The 21,474-nt window shown below is 67.3% G+C and carries 26 protein-coding genes and 1 tRNA gene; 13 read left to right on the plus strand and 14 right to left on the minus strand.

The annotated features are described in order from the left end of the window. Positions 1–9: 9 nt before the first annotated feature. A complete protein-coding gene (locus JE033_RS12585; protein WP_090152704.1) occupies positions 10–390 on the minus strand; it encodes a helix-turn-helix domain-containing protein in 381 nt (126 codons plus the stop codon). Between the two features lie 97 nt (positions 391–487). Here JE033_RS12585 and JE033_RS12590 point away from each other — a divergent pair, with 97 nt between their 5' ends. Next, positions 488–1,357 (plus strand): SDR family oxidoreductase, encoded by an 870-nt coding sequence (locus JE033_RS12590; protein WP_200332088.1) that lies wholly within the window; start codon positions 488–490, stop codon positions 1,355–1,357. A 136-nt stretch (positions 1,358–1,493) separates the two neighbouring features. Here JE033_RS12590 and JE033_RS12595 read toward each other — a convergent pair whose 3' ends face one another. From JE033_RS12595 to JE033_RS12620, 6 genes are all read right to left on the minus strand, one after another. Then, positions 1,494–1,997, minus strand: coding sequence for a CarD family transcriptional regulator (locus JE033_RS12595; RefSeq protein WP_090152699.1), 504 nt, complete (start codon positions 1,995–1,997; stop codon positions 1,494–1,496). Between the two features lie 207 nt (positions 1,998–2,204). Then, entirely contained in the window at positions 2,205–2,756 is a 552-nt protein-coding gene (locus JE033_RS12600) for a TspO/MBR family protein (RefSeq protein ID WP_200332090.1), read from the minus strand. Positions 2,757–2,988: 232 nt separating this feature from the next. Continuing rightward, entirely contained in the window at positions 2,989–3,564 is a 576-nt protein-coding gene (locus JE033_RS12605; RefSeq protein ID WP_200332092.1) for a DUF3618 domain-containing protein, read from the minus strand. Further along, positions 3,561–3,974: a phage holin family protein gene (locus JE033_RS12610; protein WP_200332094.1), complete on the minus strand. Its 414-nt coding sequence runs from the start codon at positions 3,972–3,974 to the stop codon at positions 3,561–3,563. The genes JE033_RS12605 and JE033_RS12610 overlap by 4 nt, the downstream gene beginning before the upstream one ends. Next, positions 3,952–4,803: a hypothetical protein gene (locus JE033_RS12615; protein WP_200332096.1), complete on the minus strand. Its 852-nt coding sequence runs from the start codon at positions 4,801–4,803 to the stop codon at positions 3,952–3,954. Before JE033_RS12615 ends, JE033_RS12610 begins: the two co-directional genes overlap by 23 nt. A gap of 125 nt (positions 4,804–4,928) precedes the next feature. Next, on the minus strand, positions 4,929–5,435 hold the full coding sequence (locus tag JE033_RS12620) for a metallophosphoesterase (protein WP_200332098.1): 507 nt from the start codon (positions 5,433–5,435) through the stop codon (positions 4,929–4,931). A gap of 113 nt (positions 5,436–5,548) precedes the next feature. On the opposite strand from JE033_RS12620, the gene JE033_RS12625 reads away from it, so the two are divergent. From JE033_RS12625 to JE033_RS12635, 3 genes are read left to right on the plus strand one after another with little or no spacing between them, the layout of a single operon-like run. Next, positions 5,549–7,348, plus strand: a complete 1,800-nt coding sequence (locus JE033_RS12625) for a glycoside hydrolase family 15 protein (protein ID WP_200332100.1) — start codon at positions 5,549–5,551, stop codon at positions 7,346–7,348. 55 nt (positions 7,349–7,403) lie between these two features. Then, positions 7,404–8,300, plus strand: coding sequence for an SDR family oxidoreductase (locus JE033_RS12630; RefSeq protein ID WP_090152673.1), 897 nt, complete (start codon positions 7,404–7,406; stop codon positions 8,298–8,300). After that, positions 8,300–9,178, plus strand: coding sequence for an SMP-30/gluconolactonase/LRE family protein (locus JE033_RS12635; RefSeq protein WP_234037518.1), 879 nt, complete (start codon positions 8,300–8,302; stop codon positions 9,176–9,178). Before JE033_RS12630 ends, JE033_RS12635 begins: the two co-directional genes overlap by 1 nt. A 38-nt stretch (positions 9,179–9,216) precedes the next feature. On the opposite strand, the gene JE033_RS12640 is transcribed toward JE033_RS12635, so the two are convergent. Further along, positions 9,217–9,576: a hypothetical protein gene (locus JE033_RS12640; protein WP_200332104.1), complete on the minus strand. Its 360-nt coding sequence runs from the start codon at positions 9,574–9,576 to the stop codon at positions 9,217–9,219. 154 nt (positions 9,577–9,730) lie between these two features. Between JE033_RS12640 and JE033_RS12645 the strand changes: the two genes are divergently transcribed. From JE033_RS12645 to JE033_RS12660, 4 genes are read left to right on the plus strand one after another with little or no spacing between them, the layout of a single operon-like run. Continuing rightward, on the plus strand, positions 9,731–10,060 hold the full coding sequence (locus JE033_RS12645) for a hypothetical protein (protein ID WP_090152662.1): 330 nt from the start codon (positions 9,731–9,733) through the stop codon (positions 10,058–10,060). A 10-nt stretch (positions 10,061–10,070) separates the two neighbouring features. Further along, positions 10,071–10,409 carry a hypothetical protein gene (locus JE033_RS12650; RefSeq protein ID WP_200332106.1) on the plus strand — a complete coding sequence of 113 codons (339 nt, stop codon included), beginning with the start codon at positions 10,071–10,073 and terminating at the stop codon, positions 10,407–10,409. A gap of 47 nt (positions 10,410–10,456) precedes the next feature. Next, on the plus strand, positions 10,457–11,257 hold the full coding sequence (locus tag JE033_RS12655; protein ID WP_200332108.1) for a nitroreductase family protein: 801 nt from the start codon (positions 10,457–10,459) through the stop codon (positions 11,255–11,257). Then, complete coding sequence (locus JE033_RS12660) at positions 11,257–12,015, plus strand: alpha/beta hydrolase (protein ID WP_200332110.1); 759 nt, start codon at positions 11,257–11,259, stop codon at positions 12,013–12,015. Before JE033_RS12655 ends, JE033_RS12660 begins: the two co-directional genes overlap by 1 nt. Here JE033_RS12660 and nhaA read toward each other — a convergent pair. Further along, positions 12,012–13,400 carry a Na+/H+ antiporter NhaA gene (nhaA, locus tag JE033_RS12665; protein WP_200332112.1) on the minus strand — a complete coding sequence of 463 codons (1,389 nt, stop codon included), beginning with the start codon at positions 13,398–13,400 and terminating at the stop codon, positions 12,012–12,014. The genes JE033_RS12660 and nhaA overlap by 4 nt on opposite strands. 230 nt (positions 13,401–13,630) lie before the next feature. On the opposite strand from nhaA, the gene JE033_RS12670 reads away from it, so the two are divergent. Both JE033_RS12670 and JE033_RS12675 read left to right on the plus strand, forming a co-directional pair. Then, positions 13,631–15,028, plus strand: a complete 1,398-nt coding sequence (locus JE033_RS12670; RefSeq protein WP_370567962.1) for a TrkH family potassium uptake protein — start codon at positions 13,631–13,633, stop codon at positions 15,026–15,028. A gap of 53 nt (positions 15,029–15,081) precedes the next feature. Continuing rightward, positions 15,082–15,876 carry an SDR family NAD(P)-dependent oxidoreductase gene (locus tag JE033_RS12675; RefSeq protein ID WP_200332116.1) on the plus strand — a complete coding sequence of 265 codons (795 nt, stop codon included), beginning with the start codon at positions 15,082–15,084 and terminating at the stop codon, positions 15,874–15,876. An 84-nt stretch (positions 15,877–15,960) separates the two neighbouring features. On the opposite strand, the gene JE033_RS12680 is transcribed toward JE033_RS12675, so the two are convergent. From JE033_RS12680 to JE033_RS12690, 3 genes are all read right to left on the minus strand, one after another. Continuing rightward, positions 15,961–16,176 carry a hypothetical protein gene (locus JE033_RS12680; protein ID WP_090152640.1) on the minus strand — a complete coding sequence of 72 codons (216 nt, stop codon included), beginning with the start codon at positions 16,174–16,176 and terminating at the stop codon, positions 15,961–15,963. 121 nt (positions 16,177–16,297) lie between these two features. Next, positions 16,298–16,912, minus strand: coding sequence for a DNA-binding response regulator (locus JE033_RS12685; protein WP_200332117.1), 615 nt, complete (start codon positions 16,910–16,912; stop codon positions 16,298–16,300). Then, the gene (locus JE033_RS12690; protein WP_200332118.1) at positions 16,909–18,105 is read right to left on the minus strand and encodes a sensor histidine kinase; all 1,197 of its coding nucleotides are present in this window, start codon (positions 18,103–18,105) and stop codon (positions 16,909–16,911) included. The genes JE033_RS12685 and JE033_RS12690 overlap by 4 nt, the downstream gene beginning before the upstream one ends. Before the next feature lie 215 nt (positions 18,106–18,320). Here JE033_RS12690 and JE033_RS12695 point away from each other — a divergent pair, with 215 nt between their 5' ends. Beyond that, positions 18,321–18,794, plus strand: coding sequence for a small multi-drug export protein (locus tag JE033_RS12695; protein ID WP_090152629.1), 474 nt, complete (start codon positions 18,321–18,323; stop codon positions 18,792–18,794). A gap of 3 nt (positions 18,795–18,797) precedes the next feature. On the opposite strand, the gene JE033_RS12700 is transcribed toward JE033_RS12695, so the two are convergent. Next, on the minus strand, positions 18,798–19,361 hold the full coding sequence (locus JE033_RS12700) for a TetR/AcrR family transcriptional regulator (protein ID WP_200332119.1): 564 nt from the start codon (positions 19,359–19,361) through the stop codon (positions 18,798–18,800). A gap of 56 nt (positions 19,362–19,417) precedes the next feature. Here JE033_RS12700 and JE033_RS12705 point away from each other — a divergent pair, with 56 nt between their 5' ends. Further along, the gene (locus tag JE033_RS12705; RefSeq protein ID WP_200332120.1) at positions 19,418–20,605 is read left to right on the plus strand and encodes an MFS transporter; all 1,188 of its coding nucleotides are present in this window, start codon (positions 19,418–19,420) and stop codon (positions 20,603–20,605) included. Between the two features lie 151 nt (positions 20,606–20,756). On the opposite strand, the gene JE033_RS12710 is transcribed toward JE033_RS12705, so the two are convergent. Continuing rightward, a tRNA-Arg gene (locus JE033_RS12710) sits at positions 20,757–20,833 on the minus strand. 113 nt (positions 20,834–20,946) lie between these two features. On the opposite strand from JE033_RS12710, the gene JE033_RS12715 reads away from it, so the two are divergent. Beyond that, on the plus strand, positions 20,947–21,474 hold the full coding sequence (locus JE033_RS12715) for an adenine phosphoribosyltransferase (protein ID WP_176698412.1): 528 nt from the start codon (positions 20,947–20,949) through the stop codon (positions 21,472–21,474).

Consider the following 21,474-nt stretch of genomic DNA (forward strand, 5'->3'; position numbering starts at 1 on the left):
AGTGCGGGATCAGCGGGCGTTCGGCGTGGCACGCGATGCGACGCCGACGATGTCATCGGCTCGCACCGCGATCCATTCGATGAGCGGGAGCATGCGGTCCATCAGGTCGCGGCCGCGCTCGGTGAGGCAGTACTCGACGTGCGGCGGCACCGTCGGCAGTGACTCCCGGTGGACGATGCCATCCGCGACGAGTTGGCGCAGGGTCGAAGCGAGCATCTTCTCGCTGATGCCCTCGACCTCACGGCGCAGCTCTCCCCAGCGATGAGTGCCGTCTGAGAGCGTGCAGAGCACGAGCACGCCCCAGCGACTCATGACGTGATCGAGGACCACGCGCGTCGAGCACGCCGGAGCGAAGGCTCCGGTTTCGCGCAATTCCGCATAACTTACCATTTGGGGAGTACCTTACCGGAAAGTGGGTACCCGCGTTCGGGAATGTGCGGCCGTCGAAGACCGCTGCACTCCTCGAACCCCTCCCGAAAGGAACCCCATGACCATTCTCGTCACCGGCGCCACCGGCGCCCTCGGCCACCTCGTCATCGATGCACTGCTCGCTCGCGGCATCGCCCCTGCGCAGATCGTCGCCGGTGCGCGCACGCCCGCGAAGGCCGCTGACCTCGCGGAGCGCGGCGTCACAGTCGTGCCGCTCGACTACGACGACACCTCGTCCGTCGAGGGAGCGTTCGCCGGCGTCGACCGCGTACTGCTCATCTCGGGGAGCGAGGTCGGCAAGCGCACGGCTCAGCACCTCGCCGTCATCGAGGCGGCGGCCCGCGCGGGCGTCAAGCATCTCGTGTACACGAGCCTCGCGAACGTCGAGCGCAGTTCCCTGGCGCTGGCGCCGGAGCACCTCGCTACGGAGCGCGCCATCGCGGAGTCGGGTCTCCCCGCCACGATTCTCCGCAACGACTGGTACGCGGAGAACTACGTGGCGAACCTCGACCAGGCCGAGGCGACGGGCGTGCTGCTCTCCGCCACGCACGGGGGTCGCGTCTCAGCGGCTGCTCGTGCTGACTACGCGGCAGCGGCAGCGGTCGTGCTCGCCGATGACGCGCACGTCGGCAAGGTGTACGAGCTCGCGGGCGAACCCGTCACGTACGACGAGATCGCTGCGGCGATCGGCGAAGCGGTGGGTCGCGAGGTCGTGCACCACGACGTGTCAGCTGTCGAATTCCGCGCGGCGCTCGAACGCGCCGGACTGGATGCGGGGACGATCGGCTTCCTCGAGGGGCTCGACGCTGGCATCGCGGCGGGGGATCTCGATGTCGAGGATCCGACGCTCACCGAGTTGATCGGCCGCCCGACTACCTCGCTCGTCGAAGTGCTTCGCGCAGCGCGAGTCGCGAACGCCGCCGCCTGACCGTCACCGTCTTCCGGCGGCAGCCACTGGTTTGCCGAAGGCACCACTCGACGTCAGCCGCGGCCGAAGCTCCTCACCACGCAGAACGGGCCGCGCACGAGTCTTCGTGCGCGGCCCGTTCTGCGGGAGGGGGAACTCAGACGGCGATCTTCTCGCCGGCGAGAATCTTCTCGACCTCTTCGTATGCGTCAGTCTCCGAGATGCCCCGGGCGAGCGCGAACTCCGTGACGAGGATGCCGCTTGCCCGCTGGTACATCGCCTTCTCGCCCGTGGAGAGCTTTGCGCCCTGGCTGCGGCGCCACAGGTCACGAACGACCTCGCCGACGCGGTGCACACTGCCGGAAGCGAGCTTCTCGCCATTGGCCTTGAAGCGCCGCGACCAGTTGCCTGGCTCCTCGGTGAACTCCTCCTGAAGGATCTGGATGAGCGACTCGATGCCATCGCGATCGATGAGTTCGCGCACGCCGATCTCGTTCAGCTGATCCGCGGGGATCTGAATGGAGAGCTCGTTGAGCAGGGGCTGCAGCGTCAGCCAGGTGCGCTCGACGCCGCCGATCTTCTTCACCTCGATCGCAGTGATCGTAACCGCACCGTGGTGCGGGTACACGAGGGTATGTCCCACGACGTGAGACTGCTGCATAGTGATCTCCTCAGGCAATGTCGTGTGCGGACGCGCGGGCTGGATGCCTCACGGTCTCGACGAGTGCGAAGGGACTGGACGCCGCGATATGCGGTCCGCTGTGCCCCCGAACTTGCACTTCCTACTAATTTTAGCCGATTCCGGCGGATTTGCCCAATCGGAGGCAGTATGATGCCCCGATCTTCTCAGGGAGACGACGCCCCCGCTTCAGTTGAGGACGATGATGCCGATGTTCAGCGTGCTCGCGAAGCACAGCCACAGGAGGTAGGGCACCATGATGAGGCTGGCGACCCGCGACCACTTCGCAGCCGACACGGCGAGTGCGATGACCACGACGATCAGAGCGATGATGATGACGGCGGCGATCCACCAGGCTGCTTCGCCGAAAACGGGATATCCGGCGAAGAACACCGGGGTCCACAGAGCATTGAGCACCAGCTGCAGAACGAAGAGCGAGAGGGTGGAACGGGCGGCGTTCGGCCCGCCCATGCGGAAACCCGGGCGCCAGATCAGGAAGCCCGCGAGTGCGATGAGGGCGTACAGCGCCGTCCACACGGGCCCGAATACGGCGTTCGGCGGATCCCACGGCACCTTCTCCGCATCGGCGTACCACCCGTCGACGTTGCCAGTGGAAGCGATGGAACCGCCGAAGGCCACTGCGGCCACGATGACCAGGAAGATGACGGCGACAAGCACCTGGCGCAACGTCGTCGGTCCCTTCGCCCGGGCGATGACATCTTCGTCTACCTGCGCATCCATATGAGCGACGCCCCCTTCGCTGATCGCATGGCCGCCTCGGCCACGTGCGCTCCACTCTGCCCATCCAGACCGAGGAGCGCCAGGGGGTTGCGATCGGAGCGGGCGTCGACGAACGGAGGCCCGGCGGCGGCGGGGGCGGGCACCGGGCCGTGCACGCCAGTGTCCGGCGCCGACGAGGCGCCCGCCGAAGCGGGCGATCCGTCGACGCCGGACGACTCGCCGGCACCGGCCCCTACTGGTTGGAGAGGTTCTCGCGCGCCTCGCCCGCGCGCGACTGCACGTCTCCGGTCGCCGAGGTGGCTTCGCTCTTCACGTGTTCGGCAGCCTCCGTCGCCGTCGACTTCACGGCCTCAGCGGCCTCCGTGGCGGGGTCCTGCAGGTTCGATGCGACCGACTTCGCCGCAGCCGTGGCCTCGTCGACGAGGGGCTGGGCCTCTTCGCGGAGCGTCTGCGACAGTTCCTTCTCCTTGTCAGTGCTCGGGATCAGCGACGCCGCGACCAGCCCGACGCCGAATGCGATGAGCCCGACGGCGAGAGGGTTCCCCTCGGCCTTCGCCTTGACCGTGTGTGCGGCGTCATGGGCGGCATCCCCGGCTCGACCTGCGACTCCCGATGCGGTGCCGCTCGCATCGTCCGCGGCGCCCATCACGCGCTCCTTGATGGATCCGAATTTCGTGCGCACCTTGTCCTTCTGGCGGTCCACGATCTTGCCGGGAGTGACCTTGTCGACCAGGGCGTCGGTGTCTTGGCCCAGGGAACGGCGCGTGCGCTCGATATCGGCTCGGATGGCATCCGGTGACTCGTTCATAAGTTCTCCTCATTTCTCTTGAGTGTCGGAATGAATTCCTGCAGGGTTTCCATCGTCTGCGGCGCGCCCTTGACTTTCTTGAGCTGCGCCTTGCCGATGACGAACAGTACGGCGGCGATCACCGCCCAGACCGCGGCCACGATGACGCCCGACCACCCGCCGCCGACCAGGGTCGCGAGCGCTGCCCAGAGCGCGATCGAGAGGAAGAGCACCACCATGCTCCCGGCGTACGCCGCGCCGCCCAGCATGCCTGCTCCGCGGCCGGTGTTCTTCGCCGATTCGCGGAGCTCGGCTTTCGCGAGTGCGAGCTCCTGGCGCATGAGCGTCGAGAGATCTCCGGTCACCTCGCTCAGCAGGTCACCGAGCGATTCGTTCGCTGCCCGTTCTTCAGAGGGGGTTGGGTCGGCCATCTGCGCCTCCTCCCGTGACGTCGCCGTGGCGAGAGGCTCCGGGCGCACCCGGCGCGGTTCCCGGGGCGCCGGGGCCCACTCCTGGAAGGGGAGATTCCGGCGCGACCGGAGCAGGGGGTGCTGGCTGACCAGATGCCGGCGCGACCGGGGCCGGGGGCGCTGCCGGAGGTGCAGCGGGAGCGACGGGGCGCGATACGGGTGCAGCCGGGCTCGAACCCGGAGCAGACGTGCTGGTGCTGGGACTGGTTACGGGGCGCGCCGGAGTCGTCCCGCCCGCGGGAGCGCTCGACTCGGACGAGGACTGCTCGTGCGCATTCGCAGCGAGAGCGCGGGTGAGGCGCCCCGCGACGACGCCTGCGACCGCGGCGATACCGATGAAGGCGCCCGGCCGTCGGCGCGCGAACGCCTTGACCTCGCTGACGACTTCGCGCGGTTCGTGGCTGTCGAGCCAGTCGCCGATGCGCGCGACCTTCTCAGAGGTCTGGCGCACGAGATCGGGTGCGACACCGCCGCCCGAAGCGCTCGAAGCCATTGCTTCGAGATCGTCGCCGGCGCGCTGCAGGCCGGAGGCGAGCCGCGACTGCTGCTTGGAGGCTTCGTCGTTGAGCTCGCGAGTCGTCTGCGCGACGAGCTCGTGCAACTGCATCGATGCTTCCTCAGCGACGTTGCCGATCTCGTCCTTCGCGGTGTGGGCGACGTTGCTCGCACCCTCCTGCACCGTGTGGGCGAGTTCGCCGGCCTCCTCCTTGGCGGTGTCGACCGTGCCGGATGATGGTGTGCGATTCGGATTCGCGTTTCCGCTCCCGAGGAGCTCATTCTCATGGGACATGTTCTCTCCTTCCACGCCGGATCGTTGCCGGTGTGACACCGTTTGTAGTCGAAGGAATTCGAGAGGGGACGGGCCTTGCACGAGTGCCGATCATGTGCCATCCGCGCGTAATCAGGGAGAGTGAGTCAGGCGTCGCGATCCACGGGGATCAGCTCGACGGAGAGATCCGCGCCGTCGACGTCGGCGAGCATCATGGTGCACTGCGGCTGGCGGCGACGATCGGTCGGGGAACCCGGGTTGAGCAGGCGCAAGCCGCCGGGTGAGACCGTGTCCCAAGGAATGTGCGAATGGCCGAAGACCAGCACGTCGGCGTCGGGGAATGCGGTGTCCGCCCGTTGCTCGCGCCCCGCTGCGGCACCGGTCTCGTGCACCATCGCGATGTCGAGCTCCTCGACGCGGATGTGCGCGACCTCGGGAAGCCGCGCGCGCAACTCCGGGCCGTCGTTGTTGCCCCATACGCCGACGAGCGAACGAGAGGAGGCCTGCAGCAGGTCGAGGGTCGCGGCATCCACCCAGTCGCCCGCGTGCAGCACAAGGTCGGCCGTCGCCGCAGCCGCGAGCACCGCCCCTGGCATTCGCTTCGCCCGTTTCGGCAGGTGGGTATCGGCGATGATGAGCAGACGGGTGGGCATGCCACACTCTTATCGCGGGAGACGGGCCGGACGCAAGGCTCTGCCGTGATCCCGCACCGCATTCGACGATGGGCGCATGGCATTCCGGATCGCGATCGCCTCGGCGGGCTCACATGGCGCGCCCGATTGAGTCATATGCACCGATCGGCGACGGCCGCACGGTCGCCCTGGTCGGCTCGAACGGGCGGATCGACTGGCTTCCCCTGCCGAACCTCACGAATGTTCCGGTGTTCGCGCACCTTCTCGACGCCGACACGGGCGGGTACTTCGAGGTTGCGCCAGACCTCCCCGAGACGGAGTACCGGACCGAGCGTCGATACGTGCCCGGCACCAACGTGCTCGAGACGACGTTCGTCGCCGAGTCGGGAAGCGTGCGCGTCACCGATGCCCTGCTCGTCGGCGTCTCGGGCCGTCTCCCGTGGGCGGAGCTCGCGCGTCGGGTGACGGGTATCGAGGGAGAAGTGCCCGTGCGCTGGGCCGTGCACCCTGGCACGTCGTTGCAGACCGCGGCGCCGTGGATCGAGGCGACCGCTCATGGGCATGTGGTGCGCAGCGGCGCGACCGCCTTCACCGTCGTCGGTCTCGAGCATGGCCCGGGCGAGCCCGACTCCGACGGTGCTCGGGGGCCGGAGCTCGAAGGCGGGTTCACCGCACGGGCGGGGTCGCGGCATCTCATCGCGATCGCCGCGACGCATGACGAGCCGTTGCACTTTCCGAAACCTGAGAACGTCGACGCTGGGATCGATCGGACCATCGAGAACTGGCGGCATTGGTCGCACGTGTTCTCCTACGACGGCCCCTACGCCGAGCTGATGCAGCGGAACGCGCTTGCGCTGAAACTCCTGATCTACAGTCCGACAGGAGCCATCGCTGCGGCAGCGACGACATCGCTGCCCGAGAACCCCGAGGGTGGCAAGAACTGGGACTATCGCTTCGCCTGGGTGCGCGACCTCGCGTACACGGCCCACTCGCTGGTGCGGTTCGGGCTTCGAGAGGAGACCCAGGCTGCGCTCTCCTGGATGCTGCAGACCATTCGCAAGCACGGCCCGGAGCTGCAGGTGATGTACACGCTCGACGGTGATCTCGTGGCGGGCCCTCAGGAGCATCATGTGGCCGGATGGCGAGGAATCGGTCCGGTCGTCTCGGGCAATCCCGCCAGCGAGCAACTGCAGCTCGGCGTGTACGGCGACCTCATCGCGATCTGCCGAACCTACGTCGATGCCGGGAACGTACTCGACGTGGCGACGGCTCGCATGCTCGCTGGCATCGCCGACCGCACCTGCGATCTGTGGCGCAATCCGGATGCGGGAATGTGGGAGCTCGCAGTGGAGCGGCACTACATCTCCTCGAAGATGGGCTGCTGGAAGGCGCTCGACGACGCTGTCGCGCTCGTCGAGGCTGCGGCTATCCCGGGGAACGCCAGCCGATGGCGGGCGGAGCGAGACCGCATCCGCGCCTGGATCGATGCGCACGGCTGGTCTGAGGAGCGCGGCTCGTATCTCTTCTACGCGGGAGGGAACGAATTGGATGCATCCGTGCTGCTGCACGCCCCGACCGGCTTCGACCGCGGCGAGCGCATGTCGTCGACCATCGATGCGTTGTCCGACGAACTCGGGGCCGGCCCATTGCTTTACCGCTACAGCGGCGCCGAGCGCGAGGAGCACACGTTCGTGGCGTGCGCCTTCTGGCGCGTCGAGGCACTCGCCTGCGTCGGCCGCCACGCCGAAGCCCTCGAGCTGATGGAGGCCCTCGTCGAGCATGCCAACGACGTGGGCATCTACGCAGAGATGATCGATGCCGAGACGGGGGCCGCGTGGGGCAATACGCCGCAGGCGCTCAGCCACCTCGCCTTTCTCGGAGCGGCGATGACGATTCATGATGTCGTGCCACCAGACATGCTCGACGGCCGCTGACGGTCGCACCGGGCGCACGCACCCCCAACAGGAAACACGAGTGAAAGGAAACACCATGTCACGTGACCAGTACACCTTCGTCAACCCTGCGGAACTGTACGCGGATATCAAGCCGCAGAAGCAGCACATGCCCGAACCGGGCCTCGACGCCGACCTCACCCCGAAGGCCGATCTCGGCGAGGAGAGCTACCGCGGAACCGGCCGCCTGCAGGGCCGCAAAGCCCTCATCACCGGTGGTGATTCGGGAATCGGTGCGGCGACCGCCATCGCCTTCGCGCGCGAGGGCGCCGACGTCGCGATCTCCTACTTGCCGGAGGAGGAGACCGATGCGCAGCGCATCGCAGGCATCCTCCGCGACGCCGGAGTCACGGTGGCGACGCTGCCCGGAGACCTGCGCGATGCCGAGTACTGCCGCACGCTCGTCGCCGATGCGGTGTCCCAGCTCGGCGGGCTCGACATCCTGGTGAACAACGGCGGCAAGCAGGTGTTCCAGGAATCACTCGCCGACCTCAGCGATGAGCAGTTCGACGACACGTTCAAGACGAATGTGTACGCGATGTTCTGGATCACGAAGGCGGCCCTGCCTCATCTTGCTCCCGGGTCGACCATCATCAACACCACGTCGATCCAGGCGTACTCGCCGGCTGCGATCCTCGTCGACTACGCGTCGACGAAGGCGACGATCAACGCATTCACGAAGGGGCTCGCGGCTCAGCTCGCCCCCAAGGGCATTCGCGTCAACGCGGTCGCGCCGGGGCCGATCTGGACGCCGCTGCAGCCGAGCGACGGCCAGCCGCAGGAGAAGATCGAGGAGTTCGGCGCAGAGACCCCGTTCGGCAGGATGGGCCAGCCTGCAGAGCTCGCGCCCGCATACGTCTTCCTCGCTTCGGCGGAGTCGAGCTATGTCGCGGGGGAGACGCTCAACGTCAACGGCGGCATGCCGACTCCGTGATGAGCGAGCGCGAGATGCAGGTGTTCCGCTCGACGCCCGGAATTCTCGTCGAGAGCATTTGGTGGGATGCCCGTACCGAGGAGGTCGTGTGGGTCGACATCGTGGCTGGACTGCTGCATCGCGGACGCCTCGACGGGTCGGTGGATGGCAGTGAGGATCGCGTGGTCCATTTGCCTCCACCGCTCTCGGCGGTGCAACCCGGCCCCGACGAGGGGTATGTCGCATCGCTCCGGGACTCCGTCGTGCTGCTCGACGCCGACGGAGCAGTGGTTCGCGAGTTGGCGCGGCTGCGGCACCGTCGCGACGGGATGCGTCTGAACGAGGGAAAGGTCGATCCGTTCGGACGTTTCGTGGTCGGCGGGATGAGCGTCATCGGTGAGACCCCGGATGCGGATCTCTGGTCTGTCGCGCCGGATGGCGCGGTCACGGTACTCCGGGGCGGTTTCGGCATCACGAACGGCATGGAATGGTCGGACGACGGGCGCACCATGTACGTGACGGATACCTCGACCGAGACGGTCTACCGCGGCTCGTACGGCCCGGATGGCCTCCTCGGGGAGCTCGAGCCATTCGTGTCGGGCCGTCCGAGTGACGGCCTCGCGCTCGCCGCGGACGGGACGTTCTGGAATGCGCTCTACGGCGAGGGCGTGGTGGCGCGGTGGTCGGAAGCGGGAGAACTGATCGAGGAGGTCGCGATTCCTGTGCCGAATGTCACCTCGGTCGCCTTCGCCGGACCGGGTCTCGGTCGGGCCCTCGTCGGCACTGCGCGCGAGAACCTCACCGAAGCGCAGTTGCGGGCCGCTCCGGGTTCAGGAGCCATCTACATGTTCGACGGGGGAGCGCATGGAAGGCCGGTGCACGCGTTCGGCTCGGTATAAGCGCTCTCGCGGGGAGAGCCCACCGCGTGACCGGCGCGTCAGGATCGATCGAAGCCGTCGAACTCGTAATCCCAGTCGGGGGCTCGCATCTCTTCATCGAGGAGCGGGCCTCCGGTCACCAGCTGCGGGAAGCTGGGATGCGTGCGCAGTTCTTCGGCGTGCTCTGAGAAGTCCGGCTGCTCCTCTCCCTCCCACTTGGCGGGGAGCGAGAGCACGTCGTTGCCGACTCCGATGACGAGGTCGGCGGTGCCCACCCGATCGTGATCGTCGGTCACGATCGGGATCCTCACCGCCTCGGCACGTCCGTTCTTCGCGACGGCGGCCGTGAGTTTGACCAGCGCCTCGGCGACGTCGTCAGTGGTGGTGACGGTTTCTCCAGCGTAGGTGATCGTTCTCATGGTGAGACTCTCGCATGCATTCGCGGTGTTGATTAGACGGTTGTGTTTTCGGGGGAGGGGCGGGTATACGCGGGAGTCGAGCGGAGGCCGCAGCACTGCGGGTAAAACGAAATCGATCCTGCCCGAATCCGTCCGGATGTGCCATGCTGCTTGCATGGGTTTTCTGATTCATGGCGGCAATGATTACGAGTTCGAGGATCGTCTCCTCACGCATTTGAAGACGGTCATCGGGCAGAAACTGGTGAAGCAGGAGAGCTTCTTCCTCAGTTGGTCGCGCACTCCGGACCAGGGCAGCGGACGCGTATCGGTGTGGCTCTCGCCGTACGTCACGGTCGCCTTCCGCTTCTCCGGCAGTAAGCGCCCCGAACTCAACATGACCTGGTTGAAGGCGCTGAATGCGCTTTCCAACACCCCGCGTGGGCTGATCGTCATCAGTGAGGAAGAGGCGGAGGCCTACGCGAAGAAGAATCCCGACCTGATGTGACGGCACGCTGATGGTTGCGGAGGTGCCGTGGACGCTGCTCGCATGTCTCGCGTATTCCGGCAACGTCTGCATCGGCACGGCGAGCCTGCGCGGCCGCAGTGTGCCGCGCTCATGGCACGGTCGCGTCTTCCTCGTCGCGCTCGCGCTCACCGCGATAGCCGCGGCGACCTCGTTCCCAGAGCACGGTGCTCGAGGCGCCGCTCTCATCGTCGCGCTGGTGCCACTCCTGACGCTGCCCTTCGTGGGGAGACCGGTGCGCCGCCGTCCCAGTACGCACATCATCATCGGATTGGTGGCCGCACCGTGCTTCGCGATTGCGCTGCTGCTCTGGGCGGTCGCCGCCTTCTGACACTGCACCGCGTGTAGGGTCCAGGAAGGAGTGAGAGGAAGGCGAGCATGGAGTTTCGCGATGTGCTGTTCAATCGGAGAACGACGAACGGACCGTTCCTCCCGGATCCGGTCTCAGAGGAGCATCAGCGTCTGCTGATCGCGGCCGCGGCCACCGCGCCGTCGCAGTTCAACAGTCAGCCCTGGCGCTTCGTGGTGATCGAGGATCGCGACACCATCGAGACGATCGCGCGGGTGAGCGGAGAGTCGATGACCTCGGTCATCGGCGAGGGATCGTTCTTCACCCGCTACAAGCGACACTTCCGATTCAGTGCGGAGGAGATGGCCGAGCATCGCTCCGGCATGTACTTCGACAAGCTGCCCGCACCTCTGCGCCCGTTCACGCGCGCGGTGTTCACGGCCTCGGGGCTCGCGATGATGCGGATGCTCAGGGTGCCGCAGACGCTCGGCGAGGAGAATCGCAAGCTGGTCGCGGGATCCCCGCTGATCTTCGGCGTGATGCTCGATCGGGCGGAGCGCGGGGCTCACCCGCTCGCAGACTTCTACTGCCAGTTCAGCATGGGGGCCGCCGTCGAGAACATCTGGCTGACGACCGTCGAGCTCGGCATGGGCATCCAGTTCATCTCGTTCCCGATGGAGGCGCCGGAGCAGTGGGAGCGATTGACGAAACTGCTCGACGTTCCCGATCACCTCGAACTGATGGCGCTGTATCGGCTCGGCTACGTGCCGCAGGACCAGCGACGGCCGAAGATCGACTGGTCGAGTCGTGAGCGCCGCCCGCCATCGCAGTTCGTGTACCGGGAGACGTGCCGCACGCCCCAGCAGGGCTGGGACGAGGCCACCCTCTGATGCCCGGGCGAACGGGTCGAGCGCGCCGCATCGTCGGTATCGGCGGAGCGGCGATCGGTGCGCTGCTCGTGCTCGCCGTCGTCGCCTTCGTGGTCTGGGCCAACCTCACGTATCCAGCGGAGCGAGGCCCGCTCGAATCGGTGGCGCAGGACGAGCGCGTCACGGTGACCGAGCGAGACGGGGCGATCGTGATGAGTCCGTCGCAGGGTGCCGAGACGAGCGGCCTCGTCTTCTTCGCCGGGGCGAAAGTCGAACCCGAGGCGTACCAGGCGACCTTCCGTGAGACGGTGGCTGCAGGCCAGACGGTGGTCATCGTGCAATCGTTCTTGAACCTGCCCCTGTTCGAGACGCGCCCGTTGAGCGATTTCACGAGTCTCGCCCCGGAGATCGAGACGTGGGCGGTCGGCGGCCACAGCATGGGCGGCGTCAAGGCCTGCATGTTCGCGGAATCCGAGCCGGAGGACGTCACAGCTCTCGTGCTGTTCGCGTCGTACTGCGCAGACGACGCCCTCGCCGGTCGCGATGATGTCGACGTGCTGTCGCTCTCGGCGACGAATGACGGGCTCGCGACGCCGGAGAAGATCGAGGCGTCGGCCGTGGACTTGCCGGATGGCACCCGCTTCGAGGCGATCGCAGGGGCCGTGCACGCGCAGTTCGGCGCGTACGGCGAGCAGCCCGGAGATGGAACGCCGACGATCTCCGACGACCGGGCGCGCGCCGAGATCACCGAGGCTCTCGTCGGTTTCCTCGGAGGTTAACGATCTGACGCGGCGTCAGCGCGGCCATCCGTCTCGGGCGCCCGATCCTCGCGGTTCCGCTGGTACACGTCGGGGATCCCGTCGCCGTCCTCGTCGACCGCATCGCGCAGCGCCATGCGCCGGTACCTGCGATTGCGAGAACCGAGGAGCAGCGAGGCGAGCACGGCCGCGACCACGGATGCGCTGAGAATGGCGACCTTCGCGATGTCGTGCTCCTCGGTGCCCGGCGCGAAGGTGAGCTCCGCGATGAGCAGCGACACCGTGAACCCGATTCCGGCGAGGAGCCCGACGCCGACCATGTCGATCCACCGGAGATCCGGGTCGAGCCGGGCGCGCAGCACCTTCGTCGTCAGCCAGGTCGATGCGAGAATGCCGATCGGCTTGCCGATCACGAGCGCCGCCATGATGGCGAAGGTGAGCGGATGCGTGAACGCCTCACGGAGTCCGTCGGCGCCGCCGAGCGAGACCCCGGCGGCGAAGAACGCGAACACGGGAACGGCGAACCCGGCGGAGATCGGTCGGAAGCGGTGCTCGAACTCCTCGGCGAGGCCCGGGGCGGAGGAGCGGTCGTCGCGCGCTCCCTTCCGGTGCAGCACGGGGATCGCGAAGCCGAGCAGCACGCCGGCGATGGTCGCGTGGATGCCGGAGGCGTGCATCAGCGCCCAGGCGACCGCGCCGACGGGCAGGAGGATGCACCACGCCGCGGACGCATGGCGACTGAAGAACACCCGGAATCGCTGCGCGAGCATGCCGTAGACCAGGATCACGGCGACGGCGAGAACGAGGGGAACGACCTCGATGTGGTCGGTGTAGAAGACCGCGATGATGCTGATCGCGAGCAGATCGTCGACGACCGCGAGCGTGAGGAGGAAGATGCGGAGCGCCGGCGGCAGGTGCGAGCCGATGATCGCGAGCACCGCCACCGCGAACGCGATGTCGGTGGCGGTGGGAATCGCCCAGCCGTGATGCAGTTCGGGTCGCTGTGCAGCGACCGCGGTGTAGATCAGGGCGGGAACGAGCACGCCGCCGGCGGCGGCCACGATCGGTACGACTGCGGAGCGGAAGCTCCGCAGATCTCCGGCGACGAACTCTCGTTTGAGCTCGAGCCCGACGAGGAAGAAGAAGATGGCGAGCAATCCGTCTGCTGCCCAGGTGCCGAGGCTCAGCTTCAGATGCCACGGCTCGTAGCCGAACTCGAAATCGCGCAGTGCGACGTACGCGTCAGACCACGGCGAGTTGGCCCAGATGATCGCGACGATCGCAGCGACGACGAGCAGCATGCCGCCCACCGTCTCCTTGCGCAGCAGTGTCGTGATACGCCCGGCTTCGCGGTAGCTCCCGTACTCGGGGAACGTCGATCCGGTCTGCGGTGGTGACTGCGCCATAGTGCTTTCTCTGAAATGGTCGACGGATGCGCACGGCATGCGGTTCCTCTCGCCCCAGCGAGGAGAACGGGCTTCAAGCATACCGGCGGGGCACGCGTGACGCTCCAAACTCAGCGCGCCTCGGATCTGACAGTGCTGGCAGTTCGCGAGTAGAGTCGGGTGCGTTGTGTCGGGGGCTGCTCTCATCTGGTTCCCCGAATCCGGGCGCAGAACGAGCGGAAGGACCGTCCGTGCACGAAGCATCGCGGGGAGAGGTGACCGCGGTGACAGGCTTCGTGCGCCAGGCGGGGGCCCGCGCGAGGCACCTCGCTGGTCATGCCCCGGCCCGCATGGCGATGCTGATCTTCTCCGCGGCAGTGCTCATCTTCAGTGCGGCTCTGATGCTCCCGATCTCGAGCGCGAAGAACATCGTCACGCCGCTCGCCGACGCCGTCTTCACCGCGGTCTCCGCGCTGACCGTCACGGGGCTCACCACGGTTCCCACCGGCGAGCATTGGTCCGGATTCGGACAGGTCGTGATCCTCGTCGCCATCCAAGCAGGCGGGCTCGGCGTCGTCACCATCGCACTGCTGCTCATGATGATGGTGACGCGCAGTCTCGGCGTGAGCGGTCGCGTGTTCGCGAAGGAGACGATCGGCACTTCCGGTCTCGGCGACGTTCGCCATCTGCTGCGCACCGTCGTCACCACGACCTTCATCGTCGAGGCTGTCCTCATGCTCGCGCTGGTACCCGCGTTCAGCGTCGAGGAGCAGTCCTTTGCAAAAGGGGTGTGGTTCGGAGCGTTCTACGCGATCTCCGCGTTCGGAAATGCCGGGTTCTCGCCGCACGTCGGGGGGCTGGCCGGCTTCAGCGACAACCCCTGGATTCTCGTCCCGCTCGCTGTGGGAGTATTCGTCGGGAGCTTCGGGTTCCCGGTCTTCCTGAACCTGATCCGCGCGAAATGGGCGCGAAAGCGCTGGACACTGCATACGAAGCTGACATTGATCACGACCACCGTCCTCTTGATTCTCGGGGCGGTGTGCTGGGCGGGCTTCGAGTGGTCCAACGAGGCCACGGTCGGTCAGGAAACTCCGCTGAGCAAGATCGGGCACGCGTTTTTCGCGTCGACCATGCTGCGATCGGGGGGATTCTCCGTCGTCGACATGCAGGCCGCGACGTCGACGACGATGCTGCTCAGCGATGCGCTCATGTTCGTCGGCGGAGGCTCCGGATCGACGGCGGGCGGGATCAAAGTGACGACTCTGGCCGTGTTGTTTCTGGCGATCCTCGCCGAAGCGCGCGGCACCGAGAACACGAATGCGCTCGGGCGCAAGATTCCGAACAGTGCCATGAGGCTCGCGATCAGCGTCATCTTTCTCGGCGCAACGCTCGTCCTACTCGCGACCGGGCTCCTGACGACGGTCACCGATGCGCGCCTCGACCGCATCCTGTTCGAAGTGATATCGGCATTCGCGACGTGCGGTCTTTCAGTTGGAATCTCCGCGGAAGTCGATTCATTCGGCAAGTACGTGCTGTCCGCGCTGATGCTGGTCGGTCGCATCGGGCCGATCGCACTCGCCTCCGGGCTCGCCGTTCGGCAACGCCGCGAGATGTTCTCCTACCCTGAGGAGCGCCCGGTCATCGGGTGAGGCGGTATTCGAAAACGGGCTGTGGCGAGTTCCCCAGCAGAAAGAGGTGCACCATGACAGCCGTGCGTTCATCGGAGGCTCGTGTTGCGCTCATCACGGGCGCGGGAAGCGACCGCGGAATCGGTTTCGCGGCGGCTCGGGCGCTCGCGGAGGCGGGTCACCGGCTCGGTATCGCCGCAACGTCCGACCGCATCGAGGAGCGCGCGGCGGAGCTCCGCGCTCTCGGGCACGAGGTGGTGACTGTGATCGCCGACCTCACCGATGCGGCGGAGGCGGATCGTGCGGTCGCCGAGGTGCTCGAGGCCTTCGGTCGACTCGATGTGCTCGTGAACAACGCGGGCATGACCTCGGTCAGTGATCCGGAGCAGCCGGCGGGCATTCGAGACATCTCGAACGCGCAGTGGGACGCGGCGCTCCGCCGCAATCTCGACACCATGCTGTTCGTCACGCGCGCGGCGACCCCGCCCCTGGTGCGCAGCGGCGCCGGCCGGATCATCAACGTCGCCTCGCTCTCCGGGCCGGTGACGGCCTACGCGGGCGACATCGCGTATCACGCGGCGAAAGCCGGCGCCGTCGGTCTGACACGGGCCGCCGCCATCGACCTCGCCGAGCAGGGGGTGACGGTGAACGCTGTGGCGCCCGGGTGGATCGACACCGGGTCGTCCACGCCTCACGAGCTCCGCATGGGAGAAGCGACGCCGGTGGGACGATCGGGGCGGCCCGAGGAGGTCGCGAGTGCCATCGCCTGGCTCGCCCGGGCAGATGCCTCGTACGTGACCGGCCAGGTCATCGTCGTCGACGGCGGCAATTCGATCATGGAGGATCGCGGCGGGGCGTCTCGGGAGTAGGACGACCTGCCCGCTTCGCCCGTGGGCGCTTCGCCGGGACGACGGAGGGCCGGCGGAATCCGCCGGCCCTCTGCGTTCATCGGATCAGTAGTGCGCGGGCGGGTCGCTTCCGGGGAAGGAATCCTCGCCCCATTCGTCTGCCACGGCGTCCGCGTGCTCGTGCGACACCTCGGTCGAACCCGGGTGCTCCGCGATATCCTCGCGTGACTCCGCATTCTCCGCGTTCTCCGTGATGTCCTGCGACTCCTCGGATCCGGGTACCTGCTCATTCACCTGTTCGTCATCGGCGCGACCGGTCATGAGTGCTCCTTCCTGTTCGCACATTGCGGCGAACGAGTCCGCCGCGCAGTGGTTCCATCGTCGAAGAATGCGTGGCGACGTGCAAGCCCCTGGCACTGCGGCCTCGAACTGTGCGTAGGAGTCAGATCCACCCCTGTTGCCAGGCGTGTTCAGCCGCCTCTTGGCGATTTCCCATTCCGAGTTTCGTCATCGCCGCGGAGAGGTAGTTGCGCACCGTGCCGGGTGAGAGGAACAGCGCTTCGGCGATGTCGCGCACGTTCGAGTGGACGCGGGTGGCGCGCAGCACGTCGAGTTCGCGATCCGTGAGCGGGCAGTGCTCGGCCGAGAGCGCGGCGGCCGCGATCTCCGGATCGATGTAGCGCTTGCCTGCAGCCACGTCGCGAATGACCTGCGCGAGTTCACCGGCGGGCGTCGACTTCGGCACGAATCCGACGATCTTCGCGGCGAGTGCACGCCGGAGCACGCCCGGCCTCGCGTGTCGCGTGACGATGATGATGCGCGTACTGGGAGCGCCTGCCGCGATGAGCGTTGCAGCCTCGATGCCATCGGTGCCGGGCATCTCGAGGTCGAGCAGGCACACATCGGGCCGCAGCTCGATCGCGAGCGCAGCGGCTGTTGCGCCGTCGTCGGCGCCCGTGACGACCTCGATATCCGGTTCGAGTTCGAGAAGCGCTTCGAGTGCGCTTCTGATGAGCTGCTCGTCGTCGGCGATGAGCAGCCGGATCGGTTCTGTCATCGTGCTCCTCCGCCCGGGACCCATACCGTGAGCTCGAAACGCCCCGCTTCGTCGTCGTGCGACGCGGTCAGCGTGCCGCCGACGGCCATGATGCGGTCGCGCAGCCCAGCGAGCCCGGAGCCAGCATTCGCATCATGCGTGATTTCCACGCCGTCGTTGGTGATCGCGAGCGCGAATCCGTCTCGCTGAGGCGCGAGAGCGATGGTCGCGCGGGAGGCGACGCTGTGCCGGAGGATGTTGGTCGTGGCCTCGCGCACCGCGAAGGCCAGCGCGCGCTGAGCGGCTGGGTCCTCCGGGCTCCTCGCGATGTCCAGCGTGCATTCCGCTCCCGAGAGGGTCAGCACGTCGCGAGCGTTCTCGAGTTCATCCGGGAGGTCGACGTCCCGGAGTCCGGCGACGAGCGCTCGCGTCTCCTCCATGGCGTGCTTGGCGGTGAGGCGGATCTCGGTGAGCTGCTCGGCGGTGCGAGCTGCGTCGCGGCCGAGCGTGCGTTCGGCGAGTTCGGCCTGCAACGCGATGACTTGCAGATGGTGACCTTGAATGTCGTGAAGGTCTGCGGCGAAGCGCAGTCGTTCTCGGGTGACGGCGAGCGTCGCCGCGAGAGACCGGGCCTCGTCCAGCCGCCGGATGATCCGCCACATCCACAGGCTGGTGAACAGCATGAAGGGGAGCAGAGCGCCGTAGAGGAGCACGAATCCGCTCGAGATATCCAGTGAGTGCTGCAGGATCGCCGATCCCCGGCTGATGTGAACGAGGAGCGGGATCGCGGCCAGAGCCAGCGCCAGGCCGGTGGCCCCCCATCGGCGCCCGCCCGAGAGCACGGCCGCGAACAGGACGCCGGAGAACCAGAGCTGCGCCGCGGCGTAGACCGCCAACTCGGGAGAGGCGAAGGCGAGGGCCCACGAGATCGCGGGGGGCAGGAAGAGTGCGACGGTCCACCCGCGGTGCGGTCGCGTGTCGGGCGCATCATCGCGGAGAAACCAGCAGTAGCGGATCCGAGCGGCCGCGGCGAGGACGCTCGTGATCAGGAGCGCGAGCACGAGAGGATCGCGCGTCGCCGCGAAGTCGGCGAGGTAGTCGAACGCGATGATCGCGTCGATGACGACGAACAAGAACACGATGGAGCCGAGCGTGTAGTTCCACGTCGCGGTCACACCGGCGCCGGGAGCCCGGTGCATGTCAGCTGAAATCATAGCGTTGACCAGACTACGAGCATCTCGGGCGATCGGGCCCGGCGTGCGCCGTCGCGTGACACATGTCATGCCGAAGTGGTGCGGATGTGCATGCCGACCGATGACACGGGGGCACTACGGCTCCGAAGACGAGTGGGAAACGATGGACGTACCTCATCAGCAGCGCCCTCACGACCGACGGCGGGGCTGATCCTCTCCCGACGTGAAAGGTCCCCATGATCACCACTCTCCAGGAATTCGCCGCCTCGCTCCCGGAGCCGCTGCAGTGGCTCGGCGTACTGGTCATCGCGGCGATTCCGTTCGTCGAGTCCTACTTCGGTTCCGCGATCGGGGTCATCGTCGGTATTCATCCGGTGATCGCGGTTGCAGCAGCGGTCGTCGGAAACGCGATCTCGATGCTCGTCTTCGTGCTCACCGCGCACGGGGTCCGTGCCAGCGCGACGAAAGGCAAGGACGCGAAGCCGCTGACGCCGCGACGCGAGAAGCTCAAGCAGCGGTTCGAGCGCTACGGGGTGCCCGGGGTCAGCTTGCTCGGCCAGGTGTTCCTGCCGAGTCAGATCACGTCGGCGGCGATGGTCTCGTTCGGGGCTCCGAAGAACCAGGTCATCTTCTGGCAGATCATCTCGATCATCATCTGGGGCGTCGTGTTCGGCGTGCTCGCGGCGCTCGGCGTGGCCGTGCTCGCATAGCTCTTAGGCGCGCTGAGGGATCAACGATGCGGCGATCGCGCGAGCAGTGCCCGTGGTGTGATCGGGCGCGCGCAAGCGCATGGCGAGATCGCCGCTGACGATGAGGAGCAGTTGCTCCGCCAGTGCGGGCGCGTCCTGCGCCGACACCGGTTCGGCGAGTCGCGTCAAGCGATACCGCATGGCGTCGGTGTCTGCGCGGATCGCCGCAGCCACTTCGGGAGGAGCCGACGCGTATTCGGCCGATGCTCCGAGAAACGCGCACCAGCGCGAGCCGCGGGGCTGTTCGCGAAACGCGTCGAGCGCCTCGAAGATCGCGAGCAGACGCTGCTCATCGGTCGAAGCTCTCGCGATCGCCTCATCCCAGGATTCGATCCAGGCGTTCTGGCGTCGCTCGAGCACGGCCGCGAGGAGTGCGTCTTTGCTGGCGTATCCGCGATACAGCGTCGCGGGGGAGACTCCGGCGCGCGCCGTGATGGCGTCGATCGGGGTCGAGAAGATCCCCTGCGAGAAGAACAGATCTTCGGCGGCGTCGAGAATTCGCGCTTCCGTACTCGACCTGAGCCCCATGGGAATACTCTAGGCTAGCGATAAGTGAAACGCACGTTATCGTTTTGGGGGTGCGCATGTCGGCGCAGCAGCGAACTCGTTCACGGCGAGCCACGCCGCAGATGTGGGCACTCGTCGTCGCGGGCACCGCGGTGATCGCCGCGACCTACGGCCTCGTCAGACTCGCGTTCGGCCTCCACCTCCCCGAGATGAGCCGTGAGTTCGGTCTCGGCATCGCGACCCTCGGGTTGATCTCGGCCGGGGCATCCGTGGTCTACGGGCTCGCCGCCTGCGCCGGGTTCCTCGTCGGGGACCGCTTTCCGCGCGCGCTGGTGCTCGCGGCCGGTCTCACCGCGGGCGGCGGATCGATCGGCATCGCGTTGACGCACGACGTCGGAATCTTCAGCGCGTGCGCGATCGTGAGTTCGGCCGGTGCAGGGTGCGCGTCTCCCGGGCTCGTGCGCATCATTCATCGGGCCGCGTCCCCCGGCGACCGGGCGACGATGCAATCGGTCGTCAACGCGGGGACCGGCCCCGGCCTCGTCGCAGCGGGCTGCATCGCGTGGTCGCTCGCGCCCGACTGGCGGCTCGCCTGGGTGATCGCCGGCGGAGTGACGGCGCTCGCGACCATCGCGGTGCTCTGGTTGGGTCGGGAGCAAGCGTCGGAAGCCGTGGAAGCGCGGTCCGCGCTCCGGTTGCCGCCCGCGGCCTGGTGGGCGTCTCATCGCGCAGCACTCCTGGCCGCTGCCGCCTTCGGCTTCGGAGCTGCAGCGGTCTGGAACTACGGGCGAACTGCGCTCATCGATGCCGGCGCCTCTGCAGGTGTCTCATTGCTCGCGTGGGTGCTGCTCGGTGTCGGCGGGACGGCAGTGATCCTCACGGCGCCGCTCGTGCGGAGGCTGCGGCCGCGCAGCCTCTGGGCAGTCTCCACGATCCCGGCCGCAGTCTCCACAGCCGCTCTCGGAGTGTCCTCCGGCTCTCCTCTGCTTGCGGGAGCGGTGTGCGCCGTGTTCGGTTGGGGATACGTGACCGCGACCGGCGCCCTGATCGAGTGGACTACGCAGATCGATGGTTCGCGCGCTGCTACGGGCACCGCCGTGCTCTTCGTCGTGTTCATGATCGGCCAGGCGGCGGGGGCGGCCGTCGTCGGTGCCCTCGTCGCGGAAGCGGGGTACCCGGCGTCGTTCGGCGTCGCGGCCGCAGCGGCGTGCGCGGCAGGCGTGCTCGGCTATGAACGGCAGGCGCGGCGAGTTCGAACCAGGTAACGGCTCGAGCGATCGCAGCGACGGCTCCTGCGGCCGGTACGGTGATCGTCAGGAACGTCACGAGGCGGTACGCGGGCTCCAGCTGAAATCGGTGCTCCGCCTCGAAACGACAGAACCCCCGCCGCTTTCGCGACGGGGGTTCTGCGTGAACTGGTGCGCCCCAAGGGATTCGAACCCCTGACCTTCTGATCCGTAGTCAGATGCTCTATCCAGCTGAGCTAGGGGCGCCCGTTGGTTTCCCAACTCGAAAGAGACTACACGAGACGATCGAAAAACGAAAATCACGCCCCCTTCGCACAATGGCGCCGCGCGTGTCGCGAGCGAGCGGTACCCTGGAACCCGTGTCACTGAGCCCAGAACTCGCCCGCGCGGAAGCACTGATCCGCGAGATCGCCAACTATCCGTCGCCCGGCATCCTCTTCCGCGACATCACGCCGCTGCTCGGCGATGCTGGCGCGCTGCGCGCGACGGTCGACGCCCTCATCGAACCGTTCAACGGTTCGTTCGACGTCGTAGCGGGCCTCGAAGCGCGCGGGTTTCTGCTCGCGAGTGCCGCGGCGTACGCCAGCGGCACCGGCCTCATGCCGATTCGAAAGGCGGGCAAGCTCCCCCGTCCTGCGGCGAGCGTCGGCTACAAGCTGGAGTACGGCACCGCAGAGGTCGAAGCGCACGACGATTTCGCGCCGGGCACCCGCGTGCTATTGATCGACGACGTTCTCGCCACCGGCGGGACGCTCGCGGCCGCCCACGAACTCGTCGAGCGGCTCGGCTACGTCGCCGCAGGCACGTCGGTGCTCTTCGAGATCGATGGCCTCGGCGGGCGCGAGACCGTCGCCGATGCCTCGCTGCACACGGTCTTCCGGAGCTGA

This window comes from Leucobacter sp. L43 (assembly GCF_016597785.1).
GTDB lineage: Bacteria > Actinomycetota > Actinomycetes > Actinomycetales > Microbacteriaceae > Leucobacter > Leucobacter alluvii.